At 65.5% G+C, this 13049-nt stretch carries 12 protein-coding genes; 10 read left to right on the top strand and 2 right to left on the bottom strand.

What is annotated here, in order from left to right:
• Positions 1 to 2: 2 nt before the first annotated feature.
• Positions 3 to 1205 (bottom strand): RNA polymerase sigma factor, encoded by a 1203-nt coding sequence (locus tag G6N18_RS13060; protein WP_179962434.1) that lies wholly within the window; start codon positions 1203 to 1205, stop codon positions 3 to 5.
• Positions 1206 to 1338: 133 nt separating this feature from the next.
• On the opposite strand from G6N18_RS13060, the gene G6N18_RS13055 reads away from it, so the two are divergent.
• Positions 1339 to 1548 carry a ribosome modulation factor gene (locus tag G6N18_RS13055; protein WP_083002904.1) on the top strand — a complete coding sequence of 70 codons (210 nt, stop codon included), beginning with the start codon at positions 1339 to 1341 and terminating at the stop codon, positions 1546 to 1548.
• Positions 1549 to 1637: 89 nt separating this feature from the next.
• On the opposite strand, the gene fadD8 is transcribed toward G6N18_RS13055, so the two are convergent.
• Entirely contained in the window at positions 1638 to 3239 is a 1602-nt protein-coding gene (gene fadD8, locus G6N18_RS13050; protein WP_083002907.1) for a fatty-acid--CoA ligase FadD8, read from the bottom strand.
• Between the two features lie 235 nt (positions 3240 to 3474).
• Between fadD8 and G6N18_RS24915 the strand changes: the two genes are divergently transcribed.
• From G6N18_RS24915 to G6N18_RS13005, 9 genes are all read left to right on the top strand, one after another.
• Positions 3475 to 3786 carry a TetR/AcrR family transcriptional regulator gene (locus G6N18_RS24915; protein ID WP_083002910.1) on the top strand — a complete coding sequence of 104 codons (312 nt, stop codon included), beginning with the start codon at positions 3475 to 3477 and terminating at the stop codon, positions 3784 to 3786.
• Positions 3787 to 3956: 170 nt separating this feature from the next.
• Positions 3957 to 4796, top strand: a complete 840-nt coding sequence (locus tag G6N18_RS13040) for an MlaE family ABC transporter permease (RefSeq protein ID WP_109749480.1) — start codon at positions 3957 to 3959, stop codon at positions 4794 to 4796.
• Position 4797: 1 nt separating this feature from the next.
• Positions 4798 to 5652 carry an ABC transporter permease gene (locus tag G6N18_RS13035; RefSeq protein WP_083002913.1) on the top strand — a complete coding sequence of 285 codons (855 nt, stop codon included), beginning with the start codon at positions 4798 to 4800 and terminating at the stop codon, positions 5650 to 5652.
• Entirely contained in the window at positions 5653 to 7239 is a 1587-nt protein-coding gene (locus G6N18_RS13030; RefSeq protein WP_083002916.1) for an MlaD family protein, read from the top strand.
• Positions 7236 to 8291 carry an MCE family protein gene (locus tag G6N18_RS13025; RefSeq protein ID WP_083002920.1) on the top strand — a complete coding sequence of 352 codons (1056 nt, stop codon included), beginning with the start codon at positions 7236 to 7238 and terminating at the stop codon, positions 8289 to 8291. The genes G6N18_RS13030 and G6N18_RS13025 overlap by 4 nt, the downstream gene beginning before the upstream one ends.
• Positions 8284 to 9342, top strand: coding sequence for an MCE family protein (locus G6N18_RS13020; protein WP_083002925.1), 1059 nt, complete (start codon positions 8284 to 8286; stop codon positions 9340 to 9342). Before G6N18_RS13025 ends, G6N18_RS13020 begins: the two co-directional genes overlap by 8 nt.
• Positions 9339 to 10460, top strand: coding sequence for an MCE family protein (locus tag G6N18_RS13015; protein ID WP_083002928.1), 1122 nt, complete (start codon positions 9339 to 9341; stop codon positions 10458 to 10460). The genes G6N18_RS13020 and G6N18_RS13015 overlap by 4 nt, the downstream gene beginning before the upstream one ends.
• A complete protein-coding gene (locus tag G6N18_RS13010; RefSeq protein ID WP_083002932.1) occupies positions 10457 to 11800 on the top strand; it encodes an MCE family protein in 1344 nt (447 codons plus the stop codon). The genes G6N18_RS13015 and G6N18_RS13010 overlap by 4 nt, the downstream gene beginning before the upstream one ends.
• Positions 11797 to 13047 (top strand): MlaD family protein, encoded by a 1251-nt coding sequence (locus G6N18_RS13005; protein ID WP_083002935.1) that lies wholly within the window; start codon positions 11797 to 11799, stop codon positions 13045 to 13047. Before G6N18_RS13010 ends, G6N18_RS13005 begins: the two co-directional genes overlap by 4 nt.
• The last annotated feature ends 2 nt before the right edge of the window (positions 13048 to 13049 follow it).

Here is a 13049-nt window from a genome sequence, read left to right as displayed (position 1 = left end):
TGCTAACCGCGCATGCGGGCGCCCTTGTCCCGCAGTACTTCTCGTTGGCGTTCGTTGTCGGTCAGGGCGGCGGCGCGGTCGAACTCGGCGGCGGCCTCGGCCGCGCGGCCCAGGCGGGCCAGCAGTTCCCCGCGCACGCTCGGCAACAGGTATGACCCGTCCAGGCCGGTCAAGCCGTCGACGATCGTCAGCGCGGCCTCGGGACCGTCGGCCATCGCCACCGCCACCGCCCGGTTGAGTTGGACCACCGGCGAAGGCGACACCTGGACCAGCCCGTCGTACAGCACGACGATGCGGCGCCAGTCGGTGTCGGCGGCGGTCGGGGCAGTGGCGTGGCACTCGGCGATCGCGGCTTGCAGCGCATACGGGCCCCAGCCGGTGCCCTTGCGCTGCACGGCATTTGCGGCGCGCTCCAGGGCTGCGACGCCGCGCTGGATCTGCGCGCGGTCCCACTTGGCGCGGTTCTGGTCCTCCAACAGGATCGGTCTGCCGTCGCCGTCGGTGCGGGCGGCGAACCGCGAGGACTGGAACTCCATCAGCGAAACCAGGCCGTGCACCTCGGGTTCGTCGGGCACCAGCGCCGCTAGCACGCGCCCGAGACGCAATGCCTCGCTGCAGAGTTCGTCGCGGATCCAGCGCTGGCCGAACGACGCCGAGTAGCCCTCGTTGTAGATCAGGTAGATGACGCTGAGCACCGCCGAAAGTCGATGCGGATACTCCGAGCGATCCGGCACCTCGAACGGCACATCGGCGGCCGCCAGCGTCTTCTTCGCGCGGGTGATGCGCGCGGCGATGGTCGGGGTCGACGCGAGGAACGCGCTGGCGATCTCCTCGGTGGTGAGACCGCCGACGACCCGTAGCGTCAACGCGATCTGGCCCTCGCGCGACAGCACGGGGTGCGTCGAGATGAAGATCAGCCGCAGCACGTCGTCGTCGATGCGGTCGGGATCCCAGGATTCGTCGACATGGGTTTCCAGCTCGCGTGCCATCGCCGCGTACTTGCCGTCGAGATTCTCCCGGCGGCGCCAGTGGTCGATCGCCTTGCGTTTGGCGACGGTGGTCAGCCAGGCGCCGGGACTGCGGGGCACACCGGTCCTAGGCCACTGTTCGAGGGCGTCGACGAGCGCGTCGGCGGCGAGGTCCTCGGCGAACCCGACGTCACCGACCGTGCGGGTCAACGTCGCGACGATCTTGGCGGCCTCCATCCGCCACACCGCGTCGACGGTCTCGCGCAGGTCGCTCGTCACGTGCCCATTGTGCCGGGGCGCCTCAAAATTCCCCCGACACGCCGCCGAAATGGCGACCGAAACGCCACCCGGCGCAGGACAGTGAACAGCGATGACACATCGCTTGGTTACCGCGTACCGGGAGGGCCGCAAGGCGTTTCCGCACACGTTCGCCAACCCGTATGCGGGCCTGGGTGACCGGGCCGTCGCGCGGATGTGGCGGCTGGGCTGGCAACGGGCCGCCGACGAGCAACGAGGCATCCCCAGCGAACAAGAACGGCTTGCTCGGTTCGCCGCCGAGATCGATGCGCTCCTGGACTGACTCTGTAGCAACCACTCCGCGAGCGACCGTGTTTGCCCGTCGACACGCCGCTGATGCGTGTGCAAACGCGGTCGCTCGCGAGCCGGACCTCAGCCGACGGCGCGCTCGCTGCCCTCCCAGAACTGCGCGCGAACGGCCTTCTTGTCGGGCTTGCCGAGCGCGGTCACCGGCACCGAGTCGACGACGATCACCTGCTTCGGCGACTGCACCGAGCCCTTCCGCTCCTTGACCGCGGTCTGGATCTCGGTGGTCATGCGGACGACCGCATCTTCGGAACGGTCGGCGTCCGGTCGCAGCACGACCACGGCCGTCACCGCCTCGCCCCACTTCTCGTCGGGGGTGCCGATCACACAGACCTGCGCGACCGACGGATGTTCGGCCACAACGTCTTCCACCTCCCGCGGAAACACGTTGAAGCCGCCGGTGACGATCATGTCCTTGGTGCGGTCGACGATGTAGTAGAAGCCGTCGGAGTCCTCGCGGGCCAGGTCGCCGGTGTGCATCCAGCCGTCATGAAAAGTTTTCGACGTCTCGTCCGCTAAATTCCAGTAGCCGCCGGACACCAGCGGGCCGGACACGCAGATCTCGCCGACTTCGCCCTGCGGCACCGGATTTCCGTCGGAGTCGAGCAGCGCCACCCGCGCGAACACCGTCGGCCGGCCGCACGACGTCAACCGCTTCTCGTCGTGGTCGCCCTTGGCGAGATAGGTGATCACCATCGGGGCCTCGGACTGGCCGTAGTACTGCGCGAAGATCGGGCCGAACCGCCGGATCGCCTCGCGAAGCCGGACCGGGTTCATCGCCGATGCGCCGTAGTAGACCGTCTCGAGGGAGGACAGGTCGCGGGTGTGCGAGTCGGGATGGTCCATCAGCGCGTAGATCATCGAGGGCACCAGCATCGTCGCGGTGATCTTCTGCTCCTCGATCACCCGCAGCACCTCGGCCGGGTCGAACTTCGTCAGCACGACCAACTCGCCGCCCTTGATGATCGTCGGCACGAAGAACGCCGCGCCCGCGTGTGAAAGCGGCGTGCACATCAGGAACTTCGGACGCTCCGGCCACTCCCACTCGGCGAGCTGGATCGTCGTCATCGTGGTGATCGACTGAACGGTGCCGATCACCCCCTTCGGCTTACCGGTGGTGCCGCCGGTGTAGGCCATCCCGCCGATGTGGTCGGGCGGCAGGTCCGCGGCCACCAACGGCACAGGCGAGTACTTTGCGGCCTCTGCGGTCAGGTCGACGGCCACGCCCGCGAGCGCCTCGGGGACCGGCCCGATCGTCAGGATCTGCTTGAGGTTGGGCACCTTCTCCAACAGGCCGAGCGCCCGGTCGACGAACTGCGGGGTCGGATCGATGATCAGCGCCGAGACGCCAGCGTCGGTCAGCACGTACGCGTGATCGTCCAGAGAACCGAGAGGGTGTAGTGCCGTACGTCGGTATCCCTGGGTCTGTCCGGCGCCGATGATCATCAGCACCTCGGGCCGGTTCAGCGACAGCAGACCGGTGGCGCTGCCGGTACCCGCACCGAGCGCCTCGAACGCCTGAATGTACTGGCTGATGCGCTCTGCGAGCTGGCCACCGGTCAGCGTGGTGTCGCCGAGGAACAGCACCGGCTTGTCCTTGTTGCGCTTGAGAGCGCCGACGGTGAGGTGGCCGGAGTGGATGGGGTGGCGCAGCAGGTCATCACTCATGGCCCTCAGACTAGAACGTGTTCCAATCTCAGTCAGCGGGTCCCCGGGAAATGCCTGGCGGTGACGCTCAGCGCCGAAACTGTCATCAGCCATAGGCCCTATATCCCACAGATTAGGACATCTGCCGTGAGGTCGCCAGGCCGCCGGCCTCCAAAAATCTACAACAATGAAGCAAATTCCTACACTCGAACAGGAAAAAGCTTCACTTCTGAATGATTCGTGGTAGGTTCGCCCGATGGCGGTAGTCAGTCGGCACAAACGGCGCAGCCGCGCAGCGCATCTCGGTCCGGAGCAACGCGGCCCGCAGGTGCTCGATGCCGCCTTGGCCATCACCGTCGAACAGGGCGTGAGCCAGGTGACCATCGGCTCAATCGCCGAGCGGCTCAACGTCACGCGGCCGGTGGTCTATGCCGGCTTTTCCGATCGGGTCCAGATATCACCGCGCTTCTGGAGTGTGAGACGGCCACGCTGCGCGATGCGTGGGTCGAGTCGGCGCTTGGCACTAGGGGCGACTTTTCCGAAATCCGTCACTCTCGGCATAAGTTAATGCGCATACTCGTCTCACGCGTGGTTCAACATGTGGGTTCAGGATGAGATAGCCGAGGCGGCATCCGCCGCCATTCTGGTGGAGTTATGGCGAATATGCTGCGGCGGCCAGGTGGGATGGTGGATGCTGCCGACACGGGGTCAGGGGCATTAAGTGAATGGCAGTTCATCATGACTACACGCGGTGACGGGGTTGAGGCCATCGGCGCATGGGCCGGTGGCTACGTCGAACGTCACCCCGTGGCATCGCTGGCGACGGTCGGGGAGCAGTTCGTGCTCGGCGCGCGCACGTTGCAGTACATGGCCATCGATCTGGTCACGGGGCGCTTCCAATGGTGGGAGTTCATCCGCCAGGCCGCGTTCATGGCGGGAACAGCGGTGGTGCCGACGGTCCTGGTCGCGTTGCCCATCGGCGTGACCCTGTCGATCCAGTTCCCACTCCTGGCCGGCCAGGTCGGCGCCACGTCGCTGGCCGGCGCCGCCAGCGGTCTGGCGGTGATCCGCCAGGCCGCATCCTTGACCGCGGCGATCCTGATGGCAGCCGCAGTCGGCTCCGCCATCACCGCAGACCTCGGGTCACGCAAGATGCGCGAGGAGACCGACGCCATGGAAGTCATGGGGGTGTCGGTGATTCGCCGCCTGGTGGTTCCGAGGTTCGCCGCAGCGATCATGATCGGCGTGGCGCTCACCGGGATGGTGTGCTTTGTCGGCTTCCTCGCCAGCTACCTGTTCAACGTGTATTTCCAGAACGGCGCTCCCGGCAGCTTCGTCGCGACGTTCGCATCGTTCACCACGACCGGCGACATGATCGTCGCGCTGGTGAAGGCCGTCATCTTCGGCGCCATCGTCGCCGTGGTGTCCTGCCAGAAGGGGCTGTCTACGCAGGGTGGGCCCACCGGCGTGGCGAACTCCGTCAATGCCGCCGTGGTCGAATCCATTTTGATTCTCATGGTCGTCAACGTCGCGATCAGCCAGCTCTACATCATGCTGTTCCCGCGGGTCGGTCTGTGACATGGCGTCGACATTCGTACCGCCGCTGCTGGCACCGTTCGTCCGGGTATACGGGAAGGTCGCGCCGCTCATGGGGCAGCTCGGCCACATGCTGGTCTTCTTCGTCCGGGCGATCGTCGCGGTCCCAGTGGCGCTACGGCACTATCGTGGCGAGTTCGTCCGGCTGCTATCTGACATCGCTTGGGGCAACGGCTCTTTGGTGGTGGGGGGCGGAACCGCAGGGGTGGCGCTCGTTCTCGGCGTCACCGTCGGTGCGCTCGTCGGCATCGAAGGGTACAACTTTCTGGACCTGCTGGGTCTGGGCCCGGCGACGGGAATCATCTCCTCGCTGGTGAACACGCGCGAACTCGCCCCGATCGCGTTGTCGTTGGCGTTCGCCACGCAGGCCGGCTGCCGGTTCACCGCACAGCTGGGGTCGATGCGCATCTCTGAAGAAATCGATGCCTTGGATTCGCTGGCAATCCGTCCTATCCCATATCTGGTGACCACCCGGTTGATGGCCTCGGTGATCGCGGTCATTCCGCTCTACGTCGTCTGCCTCGCGGTCAGCTATCTGACGACACAGCTTGTGGTGCAGGTCATCAGCGGTGGCGCGACCGGCTCGTACCTGCACTACTTCACCCTGATGCTGTCGGGTCAAGACATGTTGTACTCGCTGCTCAAGGCGATCGTCTTCGTGTGGATCGCCACGACGATCCAGTGCTACTACGGCTTTTACGCCGGCGGTGGTCCCGAGGGTGTCGGGGTGGCCGCCGGACACGCCATGCGGGCCAGCATCACCGTCGTGATCATCGTCAACATGCTGCTCACGATGGCGCTGTGGAACGTGGACGCCGGCGCGAGGTTTGGGGGGTAGGTGGCGAATTCCTTTGATCTGGACGGGCGCGGGCCCACCGATCGCCAGTTGATCGGTGGCGGGATCGCCGTTGCCGTTGTGCTGGCGTTGATTTCGGCGACTCTGTTGGTCAAGGCGACAGGACGCCTGGATCCCTTCGTCCGCGTTGTCGCGAATCTCGTCAACGTCGGTGACGGACTGCCGCAACGCTCCGACGTGAAGTACCACGGCGTCCTGGTCGGCGCCGTCGAAAGCGTCACCCCGGCCGCGCACGGGAACCCCAACTACGTCCACATCAATCTGAAGCCGGAGTATGCCCGGTCCATACCGGCGACCGTCACCGCGCGAGTGGTGCCAAGCAACGTGTTCGCGGTGTCCTCGGTGCAACTCGTCGACCGCGGGCCTGGTCCCGCAATCAGTGCGGGTGCACATATTCCGGAGGACGCCGAGCTACCGACGGTGTTGTTCCAGACCACGATCAGCAAGCTCCGCGACATCCTGGCTGCGACCGGGCGCGGTCGCGAAGACAAAACCATCGGCATCCTGGCCGCCGTCAACGAGGCCACCGAGGATCGCCGTACTCAACTGCTTGCCGCCGGCGCGCAATTGGACCGGCTCATCAACAATGTCCAGGCGATCGTGGCCATCCAGCCGGACTCGACGACGGTTTCGGCGCTCACCGATGCGGCCGTCGGCCTGCAGCAGACCACACCGGAACTGTTCGACGCGCTACAGAAAGCGGTGGAACCGATGCAGGTGCTGGTCGAGCAGCGTGCCCAACTCGACGCGCTGATCGGCGGCGGTGTCCACACCATGACCACCACTCACACCGCGCTGGAGAACCACACCGACCGAATGGTCAAGATCACCTCCGAGCTGACCCCGGTGGTCGGCAACCTGGCGGATACCTCGCACCACTGGGTGCCGGCCTTCGTCAAGCTGAACCAGCTGTCCGACAAGTTCTTCGACGAGGTGTGGATGCATGACCGCGACATCGGCAACATGCGGGTGAACCTGTCATTCACGCCGACCTACACCTATACCCGTGCCGACTGCCCGCAGTACGGCGAACTCAAGGGCCCGAGCTGTTACACCGCGCCATTGGTTCCGGTGCGGCCGCCCCTGCCGGATACGTTGCTGCCACAGAACTACCAGCCTCCGAAGGATCTGGCGCCCCCGCCCGGCACGGTGCTGGGCGAGAACGGCAACCTGGTCGCCGTCGGGCCACCGCTGATCAACCCGTACCCAAACCTAACCGACCCGAATCCACCGCTGCCGCCGGGAGTTTCGCCCTCGCCACCGGTACCCGGATCGGCCAACCCCGCGCTAGAACCGACGCCTCCGCCGCCGGTGAACCAATCCCCACCGGCACCGGTCGCGCCCAAACCATGGGATCCGCCACCGCCGGCGGGTCCGCCACCGCCCGGTCCGTTGCCCGCCGAAGCCGCGCCGGCGGCCTTCGGCGGGAACGTGGGACCCGTTGGTAGCCAACAGGAACGCAACCAGCTCTCCCTCATCACCGGTCAGCCGGCCACCACGGCGACCCAGTTGCTGCTCGGACCGGTGGCCCGTGGCACGACTGTCTCGCTTGGCCAGGAGGCCCGATGAAGTACCGCGGCGCACTGATCGGCCTGTCGCTGTTCATGGTGGTCGCCGTGACGTTGACCTGGCTGGTGTACGTCACGCTGCGTCGAGACGTGGCCGGCCGGACCGTGCCCTACGCCGCGATGATCACCGACGTGTTCGGCCTGCGGGAAGGTGATGACGTCCGGATGGCCGGCGTCCGCGTCGGCCGGGTCGAAAAGATCGAGCTGAAGGGAAAACTCGCCAAGGTGTCGTTCGTGGTGCAGCGCGACCAGCAGGTGCTCGGCACCACCGTTGCCTCGGTCACTTACCAGAACATCGTCGGCCAGCGATACCTCGGTCTGTCGCTGGGCAATCTCGGTGTCCCGGGACCGCTGGAGCCCGGCAGCGTCATCCCCGTCGAGCGCACGGATCCGTCGTTCGATGTCGGCCGACTGCTCAACGGGTACGAGCCGCTGTTCAGCGTGCTCGATCCCAAGCACGCCGACAACCTGACCAAGGGAGTCATCCAATCGCTGCAGGGCGACGAAGGGTCCATCACCGCCCTAGTGGACCAGACCGGCCGGCTCACCGAGTCGTTCGCCGGCCAGGACGAGCAACTCGGTGAGGTGATCACTGACTTGAACGTGGTGATGGCCAATCTCGCCCGGCACAACAACGACCTCGACCACATCATCGGCGAAGCCCGCACGGTGGTTTCGACCTTCGACGCGCGGCGCCCCCAATTGGTGGAGTCGATGAGTTCGATCGCGAAGGTGGTGCGGCAATTGTCGACGATCTCCGACGAGGTGTACCCATCGCTGAAGGAAATGGTCACGCGTGACCCGGGTTTCGCGGCGCACATGGTCGGTCTGGAGAATCAGCTGGCGTTCACCGGTGCCAACCTCCCGTTGCTGCTGAAGGGCTTTGCACGCATCACCAGTGAAGGCTCCTTCGCCAACGCCTATGCATGCGATCTGAACATCCAAGGGTTCTTCCCCGGCCTCAACGACGTGGTGCCGATCATCGTGGACGCCGCCACCCCAGGCAACAAGGCGCGTTACACCCCCAAGTGCAGGAACATGGCCAATGGCTGATCAACCGAAGGCAGATCAATCGAAGCCGCGGCGCCGCCGCCCGCTGGAGAGCCGCAACAAGACGTGGATGGGAGTCGTTGCCGTCCTGGTGGTTTCGTTGCTCGTCGCAACGCTGCTGTTGTTCAAGGTGGCCAACGTCGGCTACCGGCAGTACACCGCGCACTTCCTGCAGGCCGCCGCGTTGCAAGTCGGTAACCCGGTCACCATTGCCGGAATCCCGGTGGGCGAGGTGTTGAGCATGGACCTCGCCGGTAACTACGTCGAGGCGAAGCTCAAGGTGCGCAATGACGTGGTTTTGGGTGAGGGTTCTCGGGCGACGATCAAGATCACCACGATCCTGGGCTCGCGGTATCTGGCCCTGTTTCCCGATGGTGCGGGCTCGTTGCCGAACGACACCTTCGACCTGACCCACACCGAGGTCCCCTACGATCTGCAGGAAGCCCTGGCCGACGTCACCAGAACCTACGAGCAGGTGGACTCGGACAAGTTCGCCGAGACACTGTCCATCCTGGGCGAGCAGCTGAAGACGTTGCCGCCGGTGGTGCCGCAGGCCGTGGAGAACACCCACAAGCTGTCGACGATCATCGCCGAACGTCGCGACCAACTGGGCGAACTGCTGAAAACCACTGAGGTGGTCAGCAATACGCTGCGCCGTCAGCAGTCCACCATCGGTAGCCTGGTGAACCAGGGCAACTCGTTGCTCGGCGAGTTCGTCGCGTCGCGTGCGACGTTCCACGCGATGATGGATGCGCTCACCAACCTCGTCGAAACATTGAGCGGCATCGTCATCGACGACCGGCCAGAACTCGAGGAACTGCTGCGCAATCTGCGTGAGCTGTCCACTCTGCTCGCCCGCGACGGCGACGGCTTCCTGCGCAGCATCCTGCAGTCCGGGCCAATCGCCCTGCGTGGCTTGGCCAACGCCACCGGCAGCGGCAATGCAGCTGGGTTCAACGCGACCAACGGCCTGCTGGTCGACTCGTGGATGTGCGCCATCAGCGGCCGCGCCAAGCAATTTTCCATGATCGAGTACTTCCAGGACTGCAAATGACGATCACCAAGACCAAGCTGGTGGTTGCCGGTGCGATCGCACTGGTCGTGGGCCTGGCGTTGGCCACCGTCGCGGTGATCTACGCCAAGGACCAACTCGACACCATGACGGTGACCGCCCAGTTCGACAGTGCCGCAGGTTTATACGAAGGAAACACCGTCGCGGTTCTCGGGATGCCGGTCGGCCAGGTCACCAAGATCACGCCTAAGGGCGGCTACGTCGAGGTCGACTTCACCGTGGACAAGGACGTCAAGGTTCCTGCAGACGCCCAGGCGGTGACGATTTCCAACTCGATTCTGACCGACCGGCAGATCGAGCTGACGCCGCCCTACTCGGGCAGCGGTCCGACGCTGCAGGATCATGCAACCATCGGCCGCAACCGCACCCAGACCCCGGTCGAATTCGCCAGGGTGCTCGACGTTCTCGACAAGCTGTCGGTATCTCTGAAGGGCGACGGAGAGGGTAACGGCCCGATCGCCGATGTGGTCAACGCCAGCGCCGCGATCGCCGACGGCAACGGCCAGCAGATGAAGGATGCGCTGGGCGAACTGTCGAATGCCCTGCGGCTCAGCGCCGATCGGGGCACGGTGACCAAGGATCAGCTGACCACCATCGTCCGGAACTTGAGTTCGTTGTCAGAGGCGGCCGCCAGGAATGACGAGACGCTGCGGGAGTTCGGCTCGTCGGTGCGGGCACTCAGTCAGATCCTGGCCGATGAGAACCTCGGCAGCGGTACCACGGGTAAGAAGATCAATGAGGTGTTGACCAACACCCGTGAGGTGCTCGAAACCCATCGGGACGCCGTCAAGGACCTCGTCGCCAACGGCGACATCGTGCTGAACACGGCCGTCGATCACGAACGCGATCTCAAGGAATTCCTTGACGTGGCGCCGATGACGCTGGACAACCTGTACAACATCGTCGACCAGAAAAACGGCGCCTTGCGTGTCAAGGTGCTCACCGACCGGGTGTTGTTCGACAACCAGTTCATCAAGGAGGTGTGCAACGTGATGGGGCTGCGGCAACTGGGTTGCAGCACCGGGACATTGCAGGACTTCGGGCCGGACTTCGGGCTGACGTACATGCTGGACGGACTCGCTGCGATGGGACAGAAATGATGACCCCGAGCAGCAGGCGCAGCCGTCGGCCGATAGCGCTGGCGATGGCGGCGTGCCTCGCGCTTTCCGGCTGTGCCACCGACGGTTTGGCCAGTCTTCCGCTGCCGGCGCCCGGCGTCGGCTCCGGCGGCTACCGGCTGACGGCGGTGTTCTCCAACGCGCTGAACCTGCCCGCCAACGCAAAGGTGAAGCTCGCCGGTGCCGACGTCGGCCAAATGGAATCGATGGACGCGCGCAACTACACCGCGGTGACCACCTTGCGCATCATGGACGGAGTTCAGGTGCCCCAGGGCAGCACCGCCGAATTGCGTTCCGCGACGCCCCTTGGCGATATTTTCGTCGCGATCAAGCCGCCGTTCCCCGCCGATCCGAGCGCGCCCTTGCTGACCGATGGCGACACGATTCCGTTGAAGTCGACGACGGCTGCAGCCACCGTCGAGTCGGTGCTGAGTTCGGCGGCGGTGTTGGTGAACGGCGGCGCGGTGCGCAACTTCACCAACATCATCAACGGACTGGGCAAGGCGACCGGCGATCAGGGCCAGGCCTTCGGCAATCTCATCCGCAAGACCAACGACACCCTGGGCACGCTGAACGCCCGGTCCGGGCAGATCTCCAACGCGATCACCGAGACCTCCCGGCTCGTCGAGGCCATTGAGGCCAAGAACCAGACCATCAGCGAAGTGATGGCCGAAGCCCGTCCAGCCACCGACACGCTGGCCGCGCACACCACCCAGATCGCCGACCTCGTCGAGCAGATCGGTGATGTGTCCGTTCAGGCGCGCAAGTTCCCGTCGATCGCCGGCACGGACAGCAGCGGCCGCAGCGTCATCGCCGACGCCAACACCGTCGCCGGCGCGTGGAACGACGTCGTGCTGACCCCGGACGCGACGCTCTATGCGCTCAACCGGCTGATGCCCCCATTCGTCAAGGGAACAACCGGCAACGCGCTCGCGGTGAATGCGAGCATCGACCGATTGATCCTCGGACACATACCCGATATCGGCTTCGCCGGAGACCCGGGGTTCCACGGTCCCAAGTGGCACAACTGGTTTCAACTTGTGGGCTCGTTCAAGTACACGCTGTACCGGCTGCAGGAGAAGATCGTCGGCAAAGGCCCCGACGTGCCCCAGTTCCCGGTGATCCCCAGTCCGACCGAGCCGGGGCAATTGGAGGTCGCGGGGCCACCGCTCGCCCCACCAACTCCGCCGGAACCGCTGCCCGTGGCGCCGCCGGCGACCGATATTCCACTGCCGGCACTCGGGCCGGTGGCGGGGCCGCCGCTGCCACCTTCGCCCGCCACGCCCGCGCCCGCACCGCTGCCCGCGGAGGCGCCACGATGATCTCGACAGCTGCCGACCGGCTGGTCGACATTGTCCGGTTCGGCCACCGCCGCCGCGCCTGGCTGTCGGCGGCCGGGTTGGTCATGGTCCTGGTGGTTGGGACCGGTTACCTGCTGTTCGGTGCGTTGCGGGTGAATCCGTTGGCCTCGCAGTATCAACTCACCATCCAACTGCCCGAGTCGGCCGGCCTGTTGCCCGATCAGGACGTGACGATGCGTGGCGTGCCGATCGGCCGGGTGGACCGGCTCGACATCACCCCGGCCGGGGTGAACGCGGTGGTCAACGTCAAATCGACGATGAAGATCCCAGAGTCCAGCGATGTCCGGGTGTCGGGCCTGTCGCCGGCCGGTGAGCAGTACATCGACTTCATACCGGAGTCCGACCAAGGTCCCTTCCTCGCCGATGGCGCCGTCATAGACCAGGATAGGACCACGGTGCCGGTCAGCCTGGCCAAGCTGCTGGCCGACGCAGACGGGGCATTGGCGCAGACCGATACCGAGAAACTCGAGCTGATCAGGCGGGAGTTGAGCCTGTCGGAGGCTGGTCCGCAGAAGCTGGAAGACATCGTCGAAGGCGGCACGTTCCTGCTGTCCACCATGGATTCGGTGTTGCCGGAGACCAGCAGCCTGTTGCGGACCAGCCGGGTGGTGCTCACGTTGGCCGCCGACAAGAACGCCGGAATCGCAGTCGCCGCAGACAATCTGGACCAGAGCTTCGTCGGCATCAACAAGATGCGCGAAGGCTATCGCCGGCTCACCAACCAGGGCCCGGATGCGCTGAGCGCGGTGGACGCCTTGTTCGTCGACAATTCCGACACCATGGTGCAACTGCTGGGCAACCTGACGACTGTCTCGCGGCTGCTGTACCTGCGGGTGCCGGCACTCAATGCGCTGTTCCCGGACTACCGCACGTCGCTGCTCGACGCGCTGGGCAGCGCGATGCACGACAACGGGCTGTGGGCCACCGGCGACATCTACCCGCGGTATCACTGCGACTACGGAACGCCGCGCCTTCCACCGTCCAACGCGGACTACCCGGAACCGTTCATGTACACCTACTGCCGCGACGATCACCCCGGGATGCTGGTCCGCGGAGCCAAGAACGCGCCACGGCCGGCCGACGACGACACCGCGGGCCCCCCACCCGGTGCCGATCTCGGCCGTCAGACGGATCCGACCCCGAAGGGCCGGTTCACGATTCCCACCCCCTACGGTGGGCCGACCCTACCGATCGAGCCACCGCGCTAGGA

Source organism: Mycolicibacterium celeriflavum (genome assembly GCF_010731795.1).
In the GTDB taxonomy this organism is placed as follows: Bacteria; Actinomycetota; Actinomycetes; order Mycobacteriales; family Mycobacteriaceae; genus Mycobacterium; species Mycobacterium celeriflavum.
This window is presented reverse-complemented; position numbering and strand designations above follow the sequence as displayed.

Coding starts and splice junctions, on each gene's coding strand:
- G6N18_RS13060 (WP_179962434.1), bottom strand. CDS start 1,205: ATGGAGGCCGCCAAGATCGTCGCGACGTTGACCCGCACGGTCGGTGAC.
- G6N18_RS13055 (WP_083002904.1), top strand. CDS start 1,339: ATGACACATCGCTTGGTTACCGCGTACCGGGAGGGCCGCAAGGCGTTT.
- fadD8 (WP_083002907.1), bottom strand. CDS start 3,239: ATGAGTGATGACCTGCTGCGCCACCCCATCCACTCCGGCCACCTCACC.
- G6N18_RS24915 (WP_083002910.1), top strand. CDS start 3,475: ATGGCGGTAGTCAGTCGGCACAAACGGCGCAGCCGCGCAGCGCATCTC.
- G6N18_RS13040 (WP_109749480.1), top strand. CDS start 3,957: ATGACTACACGCGGTGACGGGGTTGAGGCCATCGGCGCATGGGCCGGT.
- G6N18_RS13035 (WP_083002913.1), top strand. CDS start 4,798: ATGGCGTCGACATTCGTACCGCCGCTGCTGGCACCGTTCGTCCGGGTA.
- G6N18_RS13025 (WP_083002920.1), top strand. CDS start 7,236: ATGAAGTACCGCGGCGCACTGATCGGCCTGTCGCTGTTCATGGTGGTC.
- G6N18_RS13020 (WP_083002925.1), top strand. CDS start 8,284: ATGGCTGATCAACCGAAGGCAGATCAATCGAAGCCGCGGCGCCGCCGC.
- G6N18_RS13015 (WP_083002928.1), top strand. CDS start 9,339: ATGACGATCACCAAGACCAAGCTGGTGGTTGCCGGTGCGATCGCACTG.
- G6N18_RS13010 (WP_083002932.1), top strand. CDS start 10,457: ATGATGACCCCGAGCAGCAGGCGCAGCCGTCGGCCGATAGCGCTGGCG.
- G6N18_RS13005 (WP_083002935.1), top strand. CDS start 11,797: ATGATCTCGACAGCTGCCGACCGGCTGGTCGACATTGTCCGGTTCGGC.